The sequence below is a fragment of the Domibacillus epiphyticus genome, assembly GCF_001975785.1.
GTDB classification, from domain to species: Bacteria; Bacillota; Bacilli; order Bacillales; family Domibacillaceae; genus Domibacillus; species Domibacillus epiphyticus.
The window spans coordinates 65,850-86,727 of record NZ_MSFI01000021.1 but is presented as its reverse complement, the minus strand read 5'-3'; the positions used below and the strand labels follow the sequence as shown (position 1 = coordinate 86,727).

Sequence of the window (20,878 nt, the reverse complement as noted above, 5' to 3'; positions counted from 1 at the left end):
CCTTTCATGGAGTAGGGGAAACATACATTATGGCGGGTAAGGAAGACCTTCTATAGCGATAATGAGACCTTTTTTATATCCCTTTTCTTTAAAGGAGTAGCTTTAACTTTTGCATCACTTGCCGCTTTTCTTCTATAGTGAACCCCAAAAGTTAGAAAAATAAGTTAAGCAGCTACCGAGGATTGAACCCTGTATTAAACAGGGCTCAATCCTTTTAACTGCACCTCCAATCGTTAGTTGTATCTAACAATTGGGGTGCAGTTCAATTATGGGAATCGATAAAGGTCTCATTACGTAAGAACCTTTGTCTTTAAGGCTGCTGCTGTTTTTTTTCATTGTTTGAACCCTTTTTCCTTTTTCGAATATAAGAGGTAAGAGAAGGAGCAACTAAGAAGAAAAGAAAAAGGACGAAAATAAATAATTCCACCGAATCCATCACAATAAAAGGATTCAACACATTCTTTATTGAATTCGTCAAACTAACATGTAAAAACGTAACGTCAACGTACAAAGAAAAGCTGATTAATACGACTAGTATCAATAAAGCAATACCGAGGATCTTCATTTTACCACCCTCTTCAAAATAGGTTCTGAGACATTTTTTTGTTGAATAACCATTACTATTTTGCGGCTTATCCCTTACTTTTTTTCCTGTTCTTAAAGAAAGCAATAATTAGAAGGAATATTGGTATAATAACTTGAAAAGGAAGATGTACGTAAAAGTGGACAAATCGATGTTCCTCCTGAAAAAATTCCGAAAAGTTGCTAGCAACTGCTATGGACAAGATCAAAATGACAACTCCAATCGGAACAACGAGACGTGCAGATTCTTTGACCGCAAACAAATTAGCAGCGCCTTCCATCGCCACATAGAAAAACACCGCTATCTTAACAAAGACGCCAATTACTACAGCAAGAACAAAATAAACATCGAGACGTTCCAAAAAACCAGCAACTTCAACTGTCTGTATAGTCGAAAGAAGGGGATACTGCGAACGTGAAACGAGACTTACTCCGAGGACGCTGATATTGACCGCCGTGATAAGAGACAGGATTAACCCGCATAATCCAATCGCCATTAAACCCGTACGTTTCGCCTTTTCGGATCGATTTAAATACGGTAAAATCATCGTAAATACAACGACTTCCCCAAACGGAAAGTATAAATTATGCATTAGGACCGTTTTCATGACCGGCTGTATGCCATCTGCAAGTATCGGTCTCAAATTATTGCTATCGATAATTCCTCCAACAACGACGAGAATTGAGGCGCTAATTAAAAGAAAACTCATAAATACAAAAAGGAATTCCCCTGTCCGGCTCAATACTTCAATTCCTTTTCGGACTGTATAGATAACCAAAACAATAAGTAAAGCATTGATGACAAACAAAGGGGTTTCCGGATAAGCAAATGTTACCAGCATTTCCCCGAAATTCCGTAACACTCTTGCTGCAAGGTAAACAAAATAAACCACATAAAAGAAGGCGATGATCCGTCCCAGAGTGGTCCCCATTATTTTTTGTACATATTCTGTGGACGGGATATCTGGATAGTAATAATAAAGGCTATAATAGATTAAATACAAGAAAAGTCCGCCTCCCATCCCAATCAAAATGACAAGCCAGGCATCCTGTTTCGCTTCAATGGCCAGGGGAACCATCAAGGCACTCCCAAGCTCAAACAAGACAATAAGAACAAACAGCTGGTATGCGTTGATTTTTGCCTTCTCCAACAGGCTCTCAATTCCTTTCCATTACCGGTTTATTTCCATTTGCGAAAGATATGAATTGGTTCTTAACCCCGTTCTGCGTATGAATGCTTCAACCTTTACGTTCACTTTTAAATCAGGGAAGGTCACATCATGCCAATTATTTTTCATCTTTCTCCATGCATCCGGATAAGAACGCTGTACAGTCTCACCGAAACCGAAAATATCCGATTTGTTTTTTTGAGCCAGATTAATCGAGTCTTTTAATTCTTTCTCAATCTCTTTACCCAAGCCTTTTTCAATGTTTGCAATTACTTTCGGATCTGTTAAATCAACAGGGACCACAACTTCGCGAATATCTCCTTCCGCACGTACATGAATCGTGATAGCAGGTTTTCCATTTTTTACGTCAGCAGATACTTTTGTTTTTTGCCGGATTACTTGGTAAGCAATTGCGTCTTTCTTTTTTTCCCAGTCTATATTCACGTTTGTTTCCTTTACTTTATCAAGTATCCAAACAACGCCCCTCGCATCTTCATCATGGAACCAATCAATTAATTTTCCTTCTTTAAAAATGGCGAGACCATCCGCTTCGAGGGTAGCATCCAGTTCGGAATTTTGAATATTTTCTAACTTTTTCCCTTTTTCTGAATCCCCTTTTTGCCGAAAACCTGTGATCACAAGCTCTCTACCAGAAGACTCCAAAATCGAAATTGATTCTTGAATACTGACTTTTATATGTTCACCAAACATTTTTTCAGTGGTTTCTAACGTTTTATTTACCTTTTCTGCCGGAATCCGATCGATGGACGTCAAAGAGGTTATAATATCTCCTGCTTTTCTACCCTTTGCAATCACGATCGTCATGGTCGTCCTAATCTCAGGATCACGCTCAAAGGCATCCAAGATATCTTGAATACCCTCTTCCCTTGCCACCTCTTCACTGATAACCAATAGGTTTGCATGGGAGTGATACAATCTCCGTGATACCTTGGTCGAAGCACGAAAATGCGCTTCAAGGATATTATCTCCTGTTGAAGTATATACACTTACTGATGGGCCTTGCCCCCCTCCTCCTCCCTGAAGTCCTCCCGCTACGTTATTGGGATTGATAAACTGGTGGGTCTTTACAAATTTCCCTTCCTCATTTTTATCAATTCCAACTGCCGAGATGATGGCAAGCTCAGGCAACTCTTTTTTACTCCAGCACCCCGATAAAAACAGTAAACTTATTAGCATGAGGAAAAGAAACATCCATCTACGTTTCATTTTGGTCACCTTTTTTGATGTTTTGATTTTGATTATCTATTTGGCGATTGGCAGGCGGCTGCGGCCTCTGATCTTTCCCTTCCCGGATCAAATTTTCAGTAGCGATTAATCGTGGCCGTTCTTTATAAGCCCAAACTGGTTTCCGGACAAATGTATCACCGGCTTCACCCGGAATGAAGGGTGCGATTGGAGACATATATGGAACACCGAATGAACGCAGGCTGCATAGGTGAACCAATAGCATAATTAATGCCAGTATAAGTCCATAAAACCCAAAGGTTGCGGCGCTGATCATAAATAAGAATCTGATTAAACGGGCTGATATTGCAACCGCATAGGAAGGGGTGGCAAAGCTCGCTATAGCAGTGATAGATACGACAATGACCATGGCAGGTGAAACAATTCCGGCTTGTATCGCTGCCTGTCCAATGACAAGCGCTCCAACAATAGAGATGGTCGAACCTACCGCTTTCGGCATGCGGACGCCCGCTTCCCGCAAAATTTCAAACGTTATTTCCATAATGAGGGCTTCAACAAATGCCGGAAAAGGCACGGATTCCCGCTGCGCCGCAATAATAATGGCCAGCTGTGTTGGTATCATCTCCTGATGGAAAGTCGTGATAGCAATATATACGGCAGGACCTATAAGCGATATAAAGAAGATGAAGATACGCAAAAAGCGAACAGCTGTTGCAATATCATACCTTTCATAATAATCTTCAACGGATTGAAAAAATTGAATAAATACGGCAGGACCCAACAGTACAAATGGTGTACCATTCACAAAAATAGCAATTCTTCCCTCCAGCAGGTTGCCCGCGACAGCATCCGGCCGATCTGTATGGTAAAGTGTTGGAAATGTAGTCAATGTCTGATCTTCAATCAGCTGTTCAATATAGCCCGATTCAAGAATGCCATCAAGGTCAATTCTTTTTAACCGTTTATGTACCTCCTTGACTATTTCTTTGTCCGCAATCTCATTTATGTACATAACCGAGACGTCTGTCTTTGTCATTTTTCCGAGTTTCATGGACTCAATCCATAAATCTGGATTGTTTATGATCCGGCGTACCATAGCGATATTTGTCTCAATCGATTCAGTAAAGGCTTCCTTTGGTCCACGGACTGATACATACGTAGTCGATTCCTGAATCGAACGTCTTTCTCCTCCTTGTGTGCTGGCAATAAGTGCTTCACTTACACCATCAATAAAAATAATGGTGTTCCCCGACATCAAGGATCCAAACAATTCATCCCAATCATTTACTGGTTTGACACCGCCGAGCGCAACCACCTCTTCGGTAATAATAGTCAACACTTCCTGGGGAATAATCTTTTCTTGTAAAGCTGGGTTATTCATCATTGGTTCGATTAAAAAGTCGTTTACCGATTGACTATCAACCATGCCCTTAACATACACAACTGCGGTTTTAATCTCAGGGTTCCGGCCGATTTTTAATGATCTAAAAACAATGTCTGAACTGTTTCCTGTTCTTTTTCTAATAATGTCAATATTGGTCGAGAGTGTGTTATCGATGTAACCTGGATACTTGGTATTACTATTTGGTTGATCGGAGCTGTTTTGCTCTTTTTTCATGTTTTTTTTCGTTTGTCTTTTTCCGTTAAAAAATGAAAACATAAGACCAGATACCCTTTCTTTGCTTTTTCATTATTCATGTCCATAGACATTTTCCTTTATACAGGGTGTCATAAATCACCAAATATTGAATTTTATTTCACCTGAACTGTTACTGATACACTATAATAAAAGTGAAAATGGTCAGAGCCCCCGGCTCTGACCATTTCATTTTTTAATTTTTGCTGTAGCTTTCTTGTTCCAAACTAATACCCTGCCTATTTTGTATTTCTTTTTAAGATTTAATCTCGCTTGCAGCACGTTAGATAGCTCTATATAGCCTATACGAACAAGTTAATAATAAAAACCATATGGTGGGTAAGGCGGATATGGAGGATACAATAAACTACCTAATAATCCCCCTGCCAATCCACCGAGAAAAGGACCTCCACCCCCCAAAAAGAAAGGTCCCCCAATAATTCCGTATGGATACACATTTTTCACCTACTTTAAAGAAAAAAATTTTCAAGCTCTTTACAAACTATGCTCAATATCTACCGAGGTTACTTGTCCTTGAAAATAACTGTTCTTATAAAACACGCTGCATACAAGTCTAGTGCAGTTCATCAAACTATCTAAATTCCAATCATTATTAGAATGAAGTATTTGAATGCATAGTAGATGGATTTACTTGGAACAGCCTTACAAGATGGAGGGAATAAAGACACCATGATAGTTTTGATTGCTGATACCGCTGGTGGTTTTATTATTGCGATGTGGGCTGGTATACAGACAAGTATTCATAAGCAGAATCAAAAAAACACTTTTAATTAAAAACAGGCATATCCTATTCTGAACAATGATAATCGTCCCGTCTTTGTTTAATTTTCACCTCGACTGGTATTTAATATCTCCCTTTCTTAACTATCCTCTTTTGAGAATAGTTACTTTTTTATTTCGTAAATCTTATAGGTAGAAATTTTCCAAAATAATCTTTCATGAAAAGATTTTTTATTTATTTATTTATTCAGACTAAAAGGTGGTTGCTCTATTTCAAAAACAAGTAAGGCAAAAGGTAAAAATTTTTTTCTAATCTACACTCTTGTCTAAGCATCTGTGTAAACTTTTCATACTCTGTAGTAAAGGAGGTGGAGATTCATGAGTGGAGTAGCACCTTATGGATATGGAGCAGGTCGTGGCTTTGCGCTTGTTGTCGTTCTATTCATCCTTTTGATCATCATCGGAGCATCATTTACTCATCATCATGGATATTACTGCTAATATGAATTTATCGTTTTGAGGAATCTCTTTATTATGTACCACTTTGAAATGAATGGTCATTACTTAAAGGGTAATGACCATTTCATTTACCCTTCTCTATAGTTTCTTGAACAAGTTATTTTATTTAAATCTAGACTTGGAGGTGATTTAATGTATCGTCCTATTAGACCAGTAGTGTGTCCACCACGTTGTGTCGTTCGTGATTATTACACTCCTCGTGTCGTGCCTTATATTCATCCGATCGTGAATGTTAATCGTCAGCACATTGTGAATGTTCCCCGGCACATTTATCGTCCAATTACAAGAAATGTGATTGTTGATCCGGGTTATCCAAGACGTTGTTGTCGGTACTAAATATAACCCAATTTTGTAATTACATTCTTCCCAAGCAGCCTTGTTTTATTTATATGACGGATTGTAATATTAAGTGCAACACCTAGAAAATAGAAACGCCCATGACAGCTTCTTGTAAAATGTAAGTTCCTACACAAACATTTACGGAGGGCTGTCATGAGCTACCAACATCTTAACACATTCGAACGTGCACGAATAGTAACACTGAAAGGGCTGGGCCATTCCATCCGGCAAATCGCTGAGAAGATCGGGCGGGCGCGCCGTCTACCGTGTCTAGGGAGTGGCGAGGAATACACTGGCAGCGTGGAAGCAATGAAAACACCAACGGTCTGCTTCGTGAGTTTTTAAGGTAACAGGTGACGAGCTTGGCCGGGCTCTCCAGCTGCTCAACAACCGGCCAAGAAAATGTCTTGACTGGCGCACGCCACACGAAGCGTTCATCGGCGAAATGTTTTGACAAATGATCATATAATAAAAAAAATTGATAGAAGAAGAATCCATTTTGCTTATGAATTATTATTAGTTTCATTCTTCATATCAAAAACAGTGGAACACTTTCTTAAAAGAAAAGGAGTTTCGATTTATTTATATCAAATTCCCCTTAGTTCAAAGTAGTTCCTGTTGTATTTTTACATTGCATCTTGCAATCGCTACCCAATGGGAAAGCGATTGCTTTAACTTGAACAATTTTATAACGCTTTAAATGTCCTATCTGTTTAAAATGAAGATGTTACAGCGCTATTTATAGAGATTTAAGAGTCTAACCCTAATCGATCTCCTTGAAGAGTTGAATTGAATTTTTAGCCACTGGTCGGGTAAAATATTACTTTGACTTTTTATTTGTTCATTTATTTTTTATTATCAGCCTTTTGTCCAGTCAATCTATATCATTCGCCATATTATGTAGTAAAGAATGAAGAATAGAACAACTAACGCAAAGCATTGCCCACCTCCTAATGGGCCACCTTTTACCTCCTTTTGCTAATAAGCAGCAAAAGGAGGTTTTTGGAATGCTTAAAACTTTCATCATGTTTACACATGGCGGTACCGATTAAGCATGGAACAAAAGCTGTGTTAAATGGAAGAGCAGCGGAAATATAAACTACAATACAGATCGATTAATAAGAGATTTTTTATTGGTCAAACCTTCACAAAATGAAAGGTCCCTATTTCGCTTTTGGTATCGATCATTTCTTAATTCAAGGGAAATTTTGATCCTTCTATCAATTCCTGTGAAGGTATGATGTACAATTCATTATTTTTAAAAGGACCGTAAACTGAATGGTAAGACTCAATAATTTGAAATCCTATCTGGTAACCGATCCAGTTTGGCAGCTGATTATTCCCTTTCCCGTATAAAAAAACGTCGTATTTCTCATTTCCTTTAATATTTAATGAAGATATAAAATGATTACTCCAAATTTTCAAGGTCTTTTCATATGAATAAAGCTTTGTCCACCTAGATAACCACTTCTCTCCATATAAGTCTTTAACTGCAAACTCTCCTAGCCCTTCAATGATAAGAGCATCCTTTAAAGAAATGTCTTTAACATCTAAATTTAAGTACGCTAATCGGCACACATGGTTATATTCATGAGCCAATACGGCTTTTACTTCCTCTTTTTCTAAATCAGGGGACAAAAATAAAAATATAGCCCTCTTAAATGCTACTCCGTTTTTTTTTATCATGTTGTAATTTGTTGCAAGGTAAGAATCTTTAATCGGAAAAATAAAGATGGATGTTTCCGGACCATTCCATATATTTTTTAGTCGTTTAAATTCCTGGCTTACCAGCTCCCATATATTATTTTCCTCCATTCTCTGAACAACCTTTTCCATATGCAACCAATCACTAGGCTCGAATAATCCATGTGTCAATAAGTGATAATGGATTTCTTCGACACTAGTATTTGGGAATAAGCCCTTAAGCGGGCAACATAATACATCACACTGAATAAAATAAGGATCTTTAAGCGGTCGTTCTTTGCATACTTTCACGAAATGATAAAGCCATTCTACGGTGTTTTGAACAGACAAGTGTACCCCTCCTTATTCACTGATCTTTTATAGGTATGCACTTGTGAATGTTTTATTAGTAGTATTGTTATCCATAATATTAGATTCATATAAAAAATGTTTTATTTGATTTTGTAGAGACTTGTGTCTAATACAAAAACTCACTCTCTGCATAAACTATTAAATACGACCCATGATTAATCAAAAAAGGAGGGTGAATAATGGCTTATCCAAATATCTATAGTATTTGCCGCAAACATTATGGAAAAACAGTAAGGATTACTTGTCTTGATGGCCGGGTTCATTCTGGTCGAATAACTAGAGTTACCAGAGAACATGTCTGGATCCGTCCTATCGGAGGGTTTGGAGGATTTGGTTATGGTTTTTACGGAGGATACGGATATGGTATACCGATTGCTCTCGCAGCAATCGGCGGGTTTGCTTTAGCAACAGCTTTCTTATGGTAAATATCATTGTATAGATAGAAATTGCAGATGATATAAGAACTTACCCGATCTTAAAAGTTGTGTCCATACCATGATCGTTTTATTAACAGGGGCTGAAGCACTCCTACAGCCCTGTTTTTCCTTCAACCCTGCAATTTCAATTTATTTGAATTTTATTCAGACTCCTATTTTCAAAATACCATAAAAAACGACTGATTCAGAACAATTATTAGCAAGGAAAAAATGTGTCATTTCCCTCAATCCAAACTTTACAATACTATTTATTATCATACGTGCACCCCTGCCCAACCAACCACTGGAACTTCTCATATTATGTAGAAAAGGAGGTGAAAAGTATGAGTCAAGTAGTTGCACCAGGTTATGGAGCAGGCCGCGGCTTCGCACTAGTTGTTGTATTATTTATTCTTCTAATTATTGTTGGAGCTTCAATGTTCCGTCATGGATATTATTGCTGATAACTCAACTTCAAGTTTTTTAAGGTTATCTTCCATAAACATTTTCCCAATTTATGGGCAACGTTCAATCATGTAGACAAAAGTCTTTTAATAGAGACATGCCTACAGTTTTTTCATTGGTATAACAATCCTTTTTTCTGAAGAATACCCAAATTTTTAAATAAACGAAAGGAGGTGAGAAATATGAGTGGAGTAGGCTATGGATACGGCGGCGGCGGCTTTGCATTACTTGTCGTTTTATTCATTCTTTTGATCATCATTGGCGCATCATTTACTGGATACGGCTACTAAAAACAAATAAGTTCAAACACGATTTACCATGAAACAGCGGTCATCTAATAGATGACCGTTTTAAAGTTGAAAATTAGCCACCAAAAAATTACTACATAAAATCTTTGTACATAACGTAATGTTTATAATGAAGCAAAACATTTGAATAAATTGGCGGAGGGGAAAAATGAGAATTTATCGAACGTACGATTATGAGATGATTGCAAAATTAAATAAACCTGTTCATGATATACACTCCAAATTTTATCCGGAATATTATAAGGAATATAGCGAAAATGCTGCTAAAGAATTCTTTAAAAAGATCATCAACATCGAAAGTTTTATTTTTTTGATCCTAGAGGATCGGAACCAAACCCTTGGTTATGTTTGGATCGAAATTAGGAATTATCCAGAAATCGCTTTTAATAAAGGCTATAAAGCCGTATATGTGCAGCAGATTAGTATCATAGAATCTCAAAGGAACAAGGGGTACGGTGCAAAGTTAATGGAAGAAGTATATAACATAGCAAAAAGCATGAATATAGGAATAATTGAACTTGATTATTGGGTTGAAAATCAAGATGCTAAGGACTTTTATAAAAAACTCGGTTTTATTAAATCCAGAGAGTTTGTTTACAAACAGATCTAATTTAGCCGACCCGTTTCATCTGTTTTTTTAGCACCGTTGCTTTTGACGGTGTTTTTCGGTTTTAATCCGCACGCATTTCCTCCTTTTATAACAGAGTATAAGGCTTTTTCAATTTCTTGATACCCCGTACAGCGGCAAATATTAGATGATAACCATTCTATTACTGTTTTTTTATCAGGATTCGGATCATTCATAAGCAATGCATGGCTAACCATAACAAATCCTGGCGTACAGTAACCACATTGAAAAGCAAAATGATTTACAAACTCTTTTTGGATGGTTGAATTTAGAAGACCTTCAATTGTCGTTATCTCTTCTCTAATTGCTTCTATGGCCAGCAGCAGGCATGACTTCATTGGTTTTTGGTTCATGATGACTGTACATGCACCGCAATCTCCGTTTAAACAACCTGGTTTAGCACCTGTTAAGCCCAATTTATCACGCAACACGTTTAATAAAAGATCTGAAACATGTATATCTGTTTCAACTATTTCACCATTGATTTTTAATTTGATTGTAATTTTTTGATATGTGTCTTTACTTATTTTCATCACCTTCAAACTTTTTTAAAAAATCCACGATTGTATTCTTTAAAACAAATAATCGATACTCATTAGAGCCTTCAATATCGTTTAAAATTGGCTGTGGTAAATAATCGAATGATGCTAGAGCACGCTCTTCATAAGGTTGGGTTCTGGAGTTCAATACGGTTTCCATTTGTTCTGAGCGAAATGGGAAAGGACAGACACCACTGAATGCAAATCTTAAAAATCCATCCTTTTTTAGAGATGCAACTGTCAAAAGAGGGTACCCTGTTTTCCATTGCTGCCGCTTTTTCACACTTAGAAAAGGCATTTCCATATATATTTTCTTTGTTGCAAGCTGGACAAGAAATTCTTCTCTTTCAAGCATTAATTTTTGATCAAACACCTCTTTTAAAGGTTTTCTTTTAACACCTTTACTACCTGCAATAAGCACATCACTATCCGTTAAAAGAAATGGCAGTATTCCTTCTCTGTAAAAAATCTGTCCACAAATATTACCGCCAATAGTAATCTTAATTCTTGATGTATAATCTGCTATCTCTCTCGCCGTCTCAGCTAATAACGGAAAATAATTCTTTTCATTAAAAATGCTAAGCGGAAGTGCTGATCCTGTGATGAGCTCGTTGTTATGAAATCCCCAAGTCTGAGTTTCAGGAATCGACTTAATATCTATTACAGCATCTGTATAAACACGGTTTAGACGGCCAAGCGTAATGATCTCAGTTCCACCTGAGTAATAGATAGGCTTCCCGCCCCTAGAAGCTAAATTTTGATATAGATCCGTCGCTTCCTTGATCGATTTTGGTCTGTAGTACTCAAAATCAAAGGAGATCACCTTCATCGGCTCCTTTCCTTTTCCGCCATATCAATTCAGGAAGCAAAGGAAGTTCGTTTAAATGAACGCCCGCAGCTAAAGAAAGACTGTTGCCAAGCGCTGCCGGCATACCTAACAGTCCATGTTCTCCAAGACCTCTTAAACCGTATGGTGAATCTTTCTGAGGTGTCTCGATAAATTCACATACATACTCAGGATTTTCACCATATCTTAATGGCCTATAGGTTCTCAACTGAGGGTTCATTACTCTGCCGAGATCATCAAAATAAAACGTTTCTCGTCCCCCAAAAGCAAGACCCATGCTCATGGCGCCTGTAATTTGCCCTTCTGCCATCTTTGGGTTCATCACTTTACCAGCATCTATGACTGAGATGGATTTTGTTATTCGATACGTATATTCACGCGTATCAAGCTCCACTTCAACTCCCTGTGCACCGACCGTCCACTCCGGGCCTGGTTTTCCGGCGCCAGTTTCAGGGTTTAGAGGCGTCAAATGTCTAAGTACATAATGACCTCTACCAATAATTTGTCCTCCAATGGCATTTCCATTTGGATACGTGTACCCGTAAGCTAGTTCTTTATACGATAACCCTTTTGAAGGGTCATCTCGAAGAAAGACTCTCTCCCCTCCGATTTCAAAATCTTCTACAGGTGCTCTTAACACGCAAGAGGCAAGATGTTTTAATTGGGATATAGCATCATCCGCCGCCTGTAAAGCAGCTCTCCCAGCCATAAACGTTCCTCGGCTCGCCACTGTTTTCCAATGCTCTGGCGTACTTTGTGTGTTCACTTTCATTTGCACTTTCACTTTTTCGAGGTTTATTTTTAATCTTTCTGAAACAATTTGTGCAAGGATCGTTTTCGATCCGGTACCAATTTCAATAACTCCAGATACAAGGTTCACACTGCCGTCAGGGTTAAATATTAAAATAACACCGGAGCTCGCATTAGTATCAATGGTTGAGGTCTTCCAAACACAGCTGATTCCTTTAGCTTTAACCTTAAAATTACCAAGATCAATTCTTTGACCCTTTTCCCATTCCATTAATTTTTTTAATCGATGAATACATGCAGGTAAATTGCCGACTGAACTGGAATTTAACAATACCTGTGTAGGTGTTGTGTGACCAGGAAGTATGGCGTTCATTCTTCTCAGCTCGAGAGGATCCATCCCGAGCTTATTAGCGAGAGAATCCATCGTTCTTTCAAAAGCAAATAAAACTTCTGAATGCGAATACCCTCTATAAGGAGAAGCATACGGGTGATTCGTATACATACAAAGAGAATCGCAAGAGACATTTTCAATTTGATAGGGCCCGGTACAATCCACTGCCCCAGCTCTGCTAAGAGATACCGCTTTATCTGAGTATGCACCTCCATCCCACAGATAAAGTATTTTAACCGCCTTTAGTTTTCCTTTTTGAGAACAACCAAGTTTTATAGTGGCATCCAATCCTATGTGACAGGGAGATGTCAACATGTCTTCTTCCCGAGTATTTTGGACTTTTACTAATCTCCCCCCTGACGCTCTCGATGCAATATAAGCAAGAAGCTCCAGTTGAACAGAGGCTTTTCCTCCATATCCCCCGCCGACAAGTGGTGTAGTAACAATCACGTCGCCTATGTCGATACCAAAGTATTCACTAATTAATCGCTTAATCATGAATGGAGCCTGGGAAGATGAGGTGATGAATACTTTACCGTCAGCCCGAATACTTGCTAATGCGCACCTCGTTTCCATAGCTGCATGGTCGGACGGTCTTAACGAGTAGCTCTCCTCAACCACTACATCGCTTTCACTCCAACCTTTCAACATATTCCCTTTTCTAATTTTAGTGCGGTTCGCAATGTTCGTTCCTTGTTCCGGATAGACTTTTGATATTTTTTTGTATTGTCCCAGATCTTCATGGATAAGAGGCGCCTTAGGATCTAATGCCTGTCTTGGCGTATTAATGACTGGAAGGGGGGCATATGTAATATGAATAGTGTCCGCTGCTTGCCTGGCACGTTTCGGTGTATCAGCCACAACAAGGGCCACCACTTCCCCATGATAGCGAACTCTTTTATAGGCTATAGGGTAACGATCTCGTATTTCTTCACCTGTTAACGGTAGATTCCCTCCGGTAATAACTGCTTTTACTCCTGCCAATTGTCTTGCTCTTGAAAGATCTATTTTCTTTATGAGCGCATGCCCATATGGACTGATAACCTTTTCCACATACAGCATGTCTCCTTCCTGACTATCTCCTGTATATTTGGCCTGACCGGTTACTTTTTCCCATGCATCTTTTCGAGCAACACTTTTCCCTATCATTACCATTAGATCCTCCTTATTACTTTTATAACCCTTTTCAATTTCATTTTTCCAATACTTATATTCCTCCATCCAAAAAAAGGATAAAGTATGCCGCTGCAGTTATTTTTATATAGTCCACCTACATTTTCAAGGAGAATGTACAAGACCCTGGGCACCCTAAACCAAAATCCCACTCGTAATCTTCAACACTTTTTAAAATATATATGTGAGTTTTTGGTCTCTTATCCTGAAAAACCTTTTGTGCTGATGAGCAAGAGCTCCAAACAACCAAGACTTAACATACCAAAACAATTTCCGTCTTTTTTGATTAACATGCATGGGTATTCTTTTGTGTAAGAGACAATAACATTTTCTTTAGGAGTAGTGTTTCATGACATCACACATTTATATGACGGGATATGAAGTAAAATGAAAGGGGGGGTTTAAAATTAAGATTACTTTTTATGAACATACACATGTGATAATAAATAGGATGCTTATAAAAAAATAAAAAAAAGAGGGAGTTATCTAATGTGTGTAGTCCCCCTTTTATTGCCTGTATTCTGGAATAAGGCTGAAAATATTAATGTAATTTTTCAAGAATTATGGAGGGCGATCTTATACGTTTTATTCCAATCAAAAGAGGGGTATCGTGAGGAGTTAACAGTCTTTTCCTTTCCAAAAGCTGAGCAGCAAGGACTGCGCTTTTCCACCTTTTCACTTTATGCTAACTTAGCGTAAAATAATCAATTCCATTTGTACTTTTTATTTTTTCCAATATGATACTTAAGGTTTCATGTGGTGTCATATGGGAGTTATCGATTGGGATGGTCCATTTTGCATCATAATAATACTCTCTCTCAAGAAAATGCATCTGGAACCATCTAGGCACATGATTTTGCCTTTTTATTAGTCGCTCAATTATTTTCTTTTTAGGAGGAGTTAGTGTGAAATGATATACTTGCGTTTTCTCATCCATTTGCACAAAATCCAGCACATCGTTGACTCGCTGTTTATTATAAATTTCAATTCCAAAAATAAAGACAGTATGAATCCTATTTTTCAAAAAATTGTTGGTTAAGCAGCCTGTATTTTGTCTAGCCAATTTATAAAGACGGTCTCCATGTGGACTGCAAAATCCACGGTCAACAAATTTATACACCTCGTCCATATCGATCCCGGCAATTTCATCGTTGTATAAAGGCCCTACTTGTGATGTTAAAATCTCACACAAGGTTGTTTTTCCTGCACCACTAGCACCACTCACGAAAACAATTTTTTTCACACAAATCATACCCCTTCTTTTTTTCGGCACAGGAGTAATTAAGTCCGAATTACATTTCAATTCCTACAATACTATAGGATATAGTAAAGGGTATGAAAGGTGCTCTAAATATGTTACTCAAGTCCGTGATCTTGCACCTTCGCTATCTTCAAAATGTGAAACCACTGACCTCGTGTATAACTCTAAATTGTTTTCTGCGTTAGATACTTGCTGTTGTATACGAGAGTTTTTATTTATACAAAAAGACTTTTATATTATTTGAATTATCTATTGTTGCCAACAAAATATCTTTTATATCTACCTCGTATGTCACCTGAATTTTATTTTTTAGCCAATTCTCATCTTTGCCCACTTTATTTAATTCGTTAACATTAATTTTTCCTTCTTTGATTATTGTTTTATGTAAAGAAAATGGTTTTGTCTTCAGATTTATATCCGAAGGGGTTAATGGTTGATTTTTGGGGTTTATAAAAAAGGAAATTGTGCCTCCCGGTTCCCATAATGCAAGTGACACTTTTTCTATACCATTTATTTGTCCTTTTCTTAGTTCCGACAATAGGAAATCAATTGAAATTCTTGCTTTTAATAAATTTTTATAAAGTACTTGTCCATTTTCTATAATGGGAAAGGGCGAAGGATCGACCCAATGTCTAAATTTTCTCCACTTTATACTTAAAAGTATACCCATTGTATATAAAAGAACCAATATAAACACAGTAATGATTGACCCTTTTACTCCTAATGTTGGATCTGATAAGGGATGGGCGATAATGTTACCAATTAATATCGCCATGATAAAATCGAGTAACCTTAATTGAGAAATCGATCGCTGTCCCATGATTTTTGCAGCTAATAGCAAAAAGAAAAAAGCCATAATGGCTCTTACACTCCATTGAATTACCGTAAGTGAATCCTGTCCGAGAAAAAAAGCCACTCTATACACATCCTTTATACATATTTCAAATCCTATATGTTATTGTCACCTTTAATACAATTTTTATAAGGTATCGTATGGTGGAAAATAAAATAATATTTTATTTTCAAAACAAAAAGAAAGGGAAGTGATATAGACTATCAAACAAGGTCTGCATAAAAAAATCCCCTAATTCAGTTACCGTCAGTTACAGTTGACGACCTTCTTCAGGGAATAGCAACTTACTATTAATCCTTTTTAGAGTTAAGACAAAACCATATTTAAAAGAGTTTACTTAACGAATTCTATTAAAAAAAGTGCCCATTTGTCTTATAGCATTTATTCCATTTGATATGTCCCCCACCGTTGTCACAATTTGGTTTAAATTACCCATCATCCCTGGTCTTTGTTGATAAAGCCCTTCCTGAGGCTGAAAAGGATTGATACCCCGGTCAGTATATCTAGGTTCAGGATAGCCCGGTCCAGGGTTGCGATAACTTGGTGGCGAATAGGATTGAAAAGGTCCTTGATAAGGAGGTTGATATGTTCTTGGATAGCGTTTAAACGATTGTGGATATGGTTGAAATTGTCCTGATCCTGGATTTGGAGGATAAAACGGCATGAGTCTTCATCTCCTTTCTTTTATAAATATTTATATTTCAGTGGACTTTATAATGTTTCTATCGATAAAGCAGCCTAGACATAAAAGGAGAAAGGGATATAACACGGAGGGTAACCCCTGCTTGTCATCCACATTAGACCTTCTGTTATTATTTAGTCTTATTATATGAAAAAAACAAAAAATGGATTGTGATAAACTCACTAATTAAAAAAAGTTTAAACTAAATTTAACAAACTTGATAAAATTTCTATTTCTTTTACTTTCAAGAAATCCTTCCAATGCTCAACAACACAATTTAAACAACTTTCATTTTTTTGTATTTCCCCTCTTTCACAGAATTCCATAAAAAACTGGTTAATCTCTACAAATATGAGTGGGCTTTGCATCCCTTAACTTTACCGAAAGAACGAATATTATTTATTTCTTTAGTATAAAATGAAACTATTTATCAATATTATTCGTAAGTAAGAAAAAAGAAGAAAGAAGGGATTAATATGTTAAAAAAAATAATTATGAGTTTCCTGAATCAAAAAACTTCTCGCAGATATTCAAGCAGTGATTATCGGCATAAAAAATCTCATCACCCATCAAAATATGGACACCAATACTACAAGAAAAAACGAAAATCCTTTAGCTCTTACAGTAGCTGATTAAAATGAAAAACATTTTTTCAGAGCTCTTGGAACGACCTCTTCAAAATAATAAATTGATTAAAAACCGATATATCATTCACCAGTTTATTGGAAAAGGAAGTTCTGGTCTTGCTTACAAAGCAACTGATTTTAAAACAGGTCAATCCGTTATAATAAAACAACTAAGAAAAAGAAAACGAAATGACCTGCATGGGATCGAATCGTTTCAACGGGAAGCGGATTTTTTAAAAAAGTTAAATCATCCATCCATCCCTTCTTATCTAGATGCTTTTATGGATGAACATCACCGTTTTCTTGTCATGGAGTATATTGAAGCGCCGAATTTTGAAGAGCTGATTTTTCATCAGAAAAAGGAATATAACGAAAGAGAAACGTTTTCTGTTTTGTTGAACATTCTCCATGTCGTTAAATACTTCCATGATCAAAAAATTGTTCATAGAGATTTGCGTATCCCGAATATTTTGTGGGATGGCATCCGTCCATATGTGATTGACTTTGGGTTAGCAAGATCGCTGGATGAGCAAAATGCCGTACTCCCTAAAAAAGAAAAAGAAAATATGCTTTTTCGGGAAATTTCTGTGCAAAGCGATTTTTTTGCTCTCGGTCATTTTGTACTCTTTCTTTTGTATTCTCAATTTGAGCCTCAATCGAAGAAAGAAAAAAGCTGGGAAGAAGAGCTGGATCTTTCTGCAGCAGCAAAAAAAATGATACGAAGGATGCTTCAACTCGATCACTCATATGAATCAGCCGATGAACTGATGATTGATGTAGAATCGTTTTTTTTCACTGATAAAGGGACTAGTGTGCTTGTACACTAGTCCCTTTGCTTTTGATTAACATCTTCTCTAACATCCTCTGCTAATTAGCCAATATGAATAAACGTAATTTATTTTGAGGAAAATACAATATAGAAAGGAGTGTTTACATTGGAAAAAGAAAACAAAGAAACACCTAAAGCTGTAAGGAACTTCGACCCTAAAGATTATACTCGGAATGATGAAGTATCCAAAGGGCTGGCTGCTACACATGAACAAGTGAATGATTACTACATGTCCGGAGAAGTTATACGAACTAAGTACGAAAGCACTTTACCAAGAAATCCTCAAAAAAAGCCAAAGTAAAATTTACTCTTCTAACGAAAAGGCATGCTCCTAAAGGTGCCTTTTTTATATAGAAATAATATCCTCATTACATACTTTAGTATGCAATTCCTTGACGCGTTCTTTAAATGCACGGTTTTACTGCAAGTGCTTCCTGCTGAAGTCCTTTTTTTTTGATTCGTCTGATCGAAAATAATAATACTATACTCTAGCCCGGCTGTTTGATAAATGGAGACGGAGCCTCTAATTTTTTAGTTACTCTCCTCTCGGGCTTTCTTACTCATACATTTCACCAATTTTATTTATTTCATTATCAGTCATGAAAAATCCGTGGCATTTTAGCAGGGATTCTTTAAGTGATTCGGATACTTGTTTTGCATCGTAAGCACATACTGCGATACTGCCTTTTGAAGACAGGATTTGATTTATTTTATTTTCATAACTTGCAATTTCACGCTCTATGTCTTTCTGGTCTCCCCACTCTACATGGCCCCATATGCGGGCAGACACACTTTTTTCTTCGTATGGTTCTAATGTTTTTAGAAAAAAATTTAAAACTGTTATAGGATGAAACGTTCCTTTTGAAAAATAAAAATCAAAATTATTCTTGTAATGTATTTTGGATAATTGCTCGATGCTTAAAAGATGTTTTAACTGATTTTGTATCACAGGGTATATTTTATTGTTCTCTATAAACAAAATATGATCCCCCTGCTCGATTCCGGTAACAATATAAGTAATCGCGTTCTCTATATACTTTTCTATATCATGAGAATAATAAAATATATGTCCATATGAAATTAGGTCTCTTGTTAATTGTGGTATTTTCTCTTTCAAATTAGCAGCCCCCAAACTGATGTCTTTAGTATTAAACAATAATATGCTTCACTACACATCTTGGTTTTCGATTGCTTTGCCTTTTGCTTTTTACGCGCCATCCCATCTATCCTGCACCTTTTTTAATCATCAGATTTTCGCCGGTAAAATACAAATGTTTTCACAATTTGTAAATATACATGTTAAATTCAACATTTTTCACTTTAAATCCTTCAATCGTACCGGTTTTAGACAAAATTTAATCTGTCTTAAAATTAAAGAAAAAACCCCAGATACAAAAAAAGAAAGGAAAGATAAAGATCCTTTCCTTTCTTGCTTGCCTAATAAAACTTTTATTTTGCTTCATTATAAAGTGCGTCTACTTGATACCCTTTTGCTTTATAATAATCCAAAATACCATAGTAGATAGCTTTTGCAGCAGCTGTACGCCAGTAATCCGATTTTAACTTTTGATTATCCCCCGCATGATCAATAAAACCAAGTTCAGCAAGAGTAGCGGGCATATCATTATACTTAAGGACTTGATAAACCCCCGTCTTTTTCACGCCGCGATTATTCAGTTTCAGTGCAGTAATCATACGGTTATGAATTTTTTCTGCCAGAAGCTTGCTGTCAGCAACATGAGGATTAGATGCACTGTAATAATAGGTTTCCGTTCCGTTTGCTGATCCGTTAAACGCATTGGCATGTATACTAACAAACACATCCCCACCGTTATTTTTTGCAAAAGCAGTCCGATTTGAAAGTGAAATGAATGTATCTGTTGAACGTGTCATTTTCACATTAAAAGGTGTTTCTTTTAACCATTCATTTACCTTCAATCCGGTAGCTAAAACAACATCCTTTTCTTGTAATCCAAATGCTATTGCACCAGGATCCGTTCCACCATGACCCGGATCCAAAATAATCGTTTGACTTGAAAGGAGTGAATCCCCTTCTGGATTTGGCGGAACTGGTGTATCTGTGCTGCGAAGGTAATACGTGTTTACAAAACCAGTTACCGTATCTGACTTCACATATGCCCAATTTCCAATAGAATGAGCAACGGATACACTTGTATCTTTAGCCAACTTTCCTTTTGAGGCATATGCTGTAGATGGACCAGAACGAACATTCAGGTTATCGGCATTTGTCAACATCGTTTTTTTGAACTCGTTATTTTCTATTGTACGGAATGTCGGGTTGATTGCCCGGGCCAGAAAAACCGCAAAATCCGATCGCTTCATCGTTAAACCCGCTCCGAATGTCCCATCTTCCATTCCATTCGAAATTCCCCTTGTCATTAATGCATGTGCTGCACCAGAAAGGGATCCGTCAAATGAATAACCTAATGATTTTGAAAGTGCGACAGCCATTTCTCCACGATTTATTTCTTTATATGGTAAAAAACGTCCTCCTGCGTATCCTGAAAGAATCCCTTTTTCGACAGCAGACTGTATATATCCTGAACCAAAGTTACCAGAACCAACATCACTAAAACTCGTTGGTCGCCTTGTTCCATCTAATTGAAGGGCTCGTCCTATAAACGCTGCCGCTTCCATTCTGGTTACTGGTTTATCCGAGTCGAATATTGTTGCTGAAGAGCCGTTAGCAATTTTCCCTTCCACCAGATAGTTCACTTCTTTTCGTGCTCGATCAGGTACGTCAACAAATCCAGCTGCCTCTGCTGAATTTCTTGGTCCTAAAAGAGAAACACACAGTAAAAAGGCCAATCCGACAAGTATTGCGCTTTTCCTCACAATTTCC

The 20,878-nt window shown here is 37.2% G+C and carries 22 protein-coding genes and 2 pseudogenes; 10 read left to right on the top strand and 14 right to left on the bottom strand.

Annotation, left to right across the window (positions count from 1 at the left end; all coding sequences use genetic code 11):
* Nucleotides 1–310: 310 nt before the first annotated feature.
* The 5 genes from BTO28_RS12935 to BTO28_RS17930 form a co-directional block, all read right to left on the bottom strand.
* Entirely contained in the window at nucleotides 311–565 is a 255-nt protein-coding gene (locus tag BTO28_RS12935) for a hypothetical protein (RefSeq protein ID WP_076766919.1), read from the bottom strand.
* Between the two features lie 67 nt (nucleotides 566–632).
* Nucleotides 633–1,733, bottom strand: a complete 1,101-nt coding sequence (locus BTO28_RS12930; protein ID WP_076766917.1) for a GerAB/ArcD/ProY family transporter — start codon at nucleotides 1,731–1,733, stop codon at nucleotides 633–635.
* Between the two features lie 21 nt (nucleotides 1,734–1,754).
* Nucleotides 1,755–2,963, bottom strand: coding sequence for a Ger(x)C family spore germination protein (locus BTO28_RS12925; protein WP_332888730.1), 1,209 nt, complete (start codon nucleotides 2,961–2,963; stop codon nucleotides 1,755–1,757).
* Between the two features lie 4 nt (nucleotides 2,964–2,967).
* Complete coding sequence (locus BTO28_RS12920) at nucleotides 2,968–4,617, bottom strand: spore germination protein (RefSeq protein ID WP_076766913.1); 1,650 nt, start codon at nucleotides 4,615–4,617, stop codon at nucleotides 2,968–2,970.
* A gap of 291 nt (nucleotides 4,618–4,908) precedes the next feature.
* Nucleotides 4,909–5,058: a hypothetical protein gene (locus BTO28_RS17930; protein ID WP_408606673.1), complete on the bottom strand. Its 150-nt coding sequence runs from the start codon at nucleotides 5,056–5,058 to the stop codon at nucleotides 4,909–4,911.
* A gap of 177 nt (nucleotides 5,059–5,235) precedes the next feature.
* Between BTO28_RS17930 and BTO28_RS17175 the strand changes: the two genes are divergently transcribed.
* From BTO28_RS17175 to BTO28_RS17000, 4 genes and pseudogenes are all read left to right on the top strand, one after another.
* The gene (locus tag BTO28_RS17175; RefSeq protein WP_158068824.1) at nucleotides 5,236–5,388 is read left to right on the top strand and encodes a hypothetical protein; all 153 of its coding nucleotides are present in this window, start codon (nucleotides 5,236–5,238) and stop codon (nucleotides 5,386–5,388) included.
* Nucleotides 5,389–5,712: 324 nt separating this feature from the next.
* A complete protein-coding gene (locus BTO28_RS12915) occupies nucleotides 5,713–5,835 on the top strand; it encodes a YjcZ family sporulation protein (protein ID WP_076766911.1) in 123 nt (40 codons plus the stop codon).
* Between the two features lie 510 nt (nucleotides 5,836–6,345).
* Nucleotides 6,346–6,470 (top strand): annotated as a pseudogene (locus BTO28_RS17925) (helix-turn-helix domain-containing protein); the annotation flags it as partial.
* 15 nt (nucleotides 6,471–6,485) lie between these two features.
* Nucleotides 6,486–6,646 (top strand): annotated as a pseudogene (locus BTO28_RS17000) (IS30 family transposase); the annotation flags it as partial.
* 737 nt (nucleotides 6,647–7,383) lie between these two features.
* Here BTO28_RS17000 and BTO28_RS12900 read toward each other — a convergent pair.
* Entirely contained in the window at nucleotides 7,384–8,226 is an 843-nt protein-coding gene (locus tag BTO28_RS12900; RefSeq protein WP_076766904.1) for a DUF2268 domain-containing protein, read from the bottom strand.
* A gap of 200 nt (nucleotides 8,227–8,426) precedes the next feature.
* On the opposite strand from BTO28_RS12900, the gene BTO28_RS12895 reads away from it, so the two are divergent.
* The 4 genes from BTO28_RS12895 to BTO28_RS12880 all read left to right on the top strand — a co-directional run bounded on the left by BTO28_RS12895 (nucleotide 8,427) and on the right by BTO28_RS12880 (nucleotide 10,046).
* Nucleotides 8,427–8,672, top strand: a complete 246-nt coding sequence (locus BTO28_RS12895; RefSeq protein ID WP_076766903.1) for a hypothetical protein — start codon at nucleotides 8,427–8,429, stop codon at nucleotides 8,670–8,672.
* 335 nt (nucleotides 8,673–9,007) lie between these two features.
* Entirely contained in the window at nucleotides 9,008–9,127 is a 120-nt protein-coding gene (locus BTO28_RS12890) for a YjcZ family sporulation protein (RefSeq protein WP_076766901.1), read from the top strand.
* 183 nt (nucleotides 9,128–9,310) lie between these two features.
* A complete protein-coding gene (locus BTO28_RS12885) occupies nucleotides 9,311–9,418 on the top strand; it encodes a YjcZ family sporulation protein (protein ID WP_076766900.1) in 108 nt (35 codons plus the stop codon).
* Nucleotides 9,419–9,584: 166 nt separating this feature from the next.
* Complete coding sequence (locus BTO28_RS12880) at nucleotides 9,585–10,046, top strand: GNAT family N-acetyltransferase (RefSeq protein ID WP_076766898.1); 462 nt, start codon at nucleotides 9,585–9,587, stop codon at nucleotides 10,044–10,046.
* On the opposite strand, the gene BTO28_RS12875 is transcribed toward BTO28_RS12880, so the two are convergent.
* The 6 genes from BTO28_RS12875 to BTO28_RS12845 all read right to left on the bottom strand — a co-directional run bounded on the left by BTO28_RS12875 (nucleotide 10,043) and on the right by BTO28_RS12845 (nucleotide 16,542).
* Entirely contained in the window at nucleotides 10,043–10,597 is a 555-nt protein-coding gene (locus BTO28_RS12875; protein ID WP_076766896.1) for a (2Fe-2S)-binding protein, read from the bottom strand. The two genes, BTO28_RS12880 and BTO28_RS12875, sit on opposite strands and share 4 nt — an antisense overlap.
* Nucleotides 10,584–11,426, bottom strand: a complete 843-nt coding sequence (locus BTO28_RS12870) for an FAD binding domain-containing protein (protein WP_076766894.1) — start codon at nucleotides 11,424–11,426, stop codon at nucleotides 10,584–10,586. The genes BTO28_RS12875 and BTO28_RS12870 overlap by 14 nt, the downstream gene beginning before the upstream one ends.
* A complete protein-coding gene (locus BTO28_RS12865; protein WP_076766892.1) occupies nucleotides 11,413–13,746 on the bottom strand; it encodes a xanthine dehydrogenase family protein molybdopterin-binding subunit in 2,334 nt (777 codons plus the stop codon). Before BTO28_RS12865 ends, BTO28_RS12870 begins: the two co-directional genes overlap by 14 nt.
* A gap of 703 nt (nucleotides 13,747–14,449) precedes the next feature.
* Complete coding sequence (locus BTO28_RS12855; RefSeq protein ID WP_076766888.1) at nucleotides 14,450–15,007, bottom strand: ATP-binding cassette domain-containing protein; 558 nt, start codon at nucleotides 15,005–15,007, stop codon at nucleotides 14,450–14,452.
* A gap of 229 nt (nucleotides 15,008–15,236) precedes the next feature.
* Nucleotides 15,237–15,941: a DUF421 domain-containing protein gene (locus BTO28_RS12850; protein WP_076766886.1), complete on the bottom strand. Its 705-nt coding sequence runs from the start codon at nucleotides 15,939–15,941 to the stop codon at nucleotides 15,237–15,239.
* 274 nt (nucleotides 15,942–16,215) lie between these two features.
* Nucleotides 16,216–16,542: a hypothetical protein gene (locus BTO28_RS12845; RefSeq protein WP_076766884.1), complete on the bottom strand. Its 327-nt coding sequence runs from the start codon at nucleotides 16,540–16,542 to the stop codon at nucleotides 16,216–16,218.
* Nucleotides 16,543–17,197: 655 nt separating this feature from the next.
* Here BTO28_RS12845 and BTO28_RS12840 point away from each other — a divergent pair.
* Together BTO28_RS12840 and BTO28_RS12835 are read left to right on the top strand one after the other, a co-directional pair.
* Entirely contained in the window at nucleotides 17,198–18,013 is an 816-nt protein-coding gene (locus BTO28_RS12840; protein WP_076766882.1) for a serine/threonine protein kinase, read from the top strand.
* A gap of 108 nt (nucleotides 18,014–18,121) precedes the next feature.
* Nucleotides 18,122–18,316, top strand: coding sequence for a YozQ family protein (locus BTO28_RS12835; RefSeq protein ID WP_076766880.1), 195 nt, complete (start codon nucleotides 18,122–18,124; stop codon nucleotides 18,314–18,316).
* Nucleotides 18,317–18,571: 255 nt separating this feature from the next.
* Here BTO28_RS12835 and BTO28_RS12830 read toward each other — a convergent pair whose 3' ends face one another.
* Together BTO28_RS12830 and BTO28_RS12825 are read right to left on the bottom strand one after the other, a co-directional pair.
* Nucleotides 18,572–19,132, bottom strand: a complete 561-nt coding sequence (locus BTO28_RS12830; protein WP_076766878.1) for an MEDS domain-containing protein — start codon at nucleotides 19,130–19,132, stop codon at nucleotides 18,572–18,574.
* A 332-nt stretch (nucleotides 19,133–19,464) separates the two neighbouring features.
* Nucleotides 19,465–20,871 carry an N-acetylmuramoyl-L-alanine amidase gene (locus BTO28_RS12825; protein WP_076766876.1) on the bottom strand — a complete coding sequence of 469 codons (1,407 nt, stop codon included), beginning with the start codon at nucleotides 20,869–20,871 and terminating at the stop codon, nucleotides 19,465–19,467.
* Nucleotides 20,872–20,878: the final 7 nt, after the last annotated feature.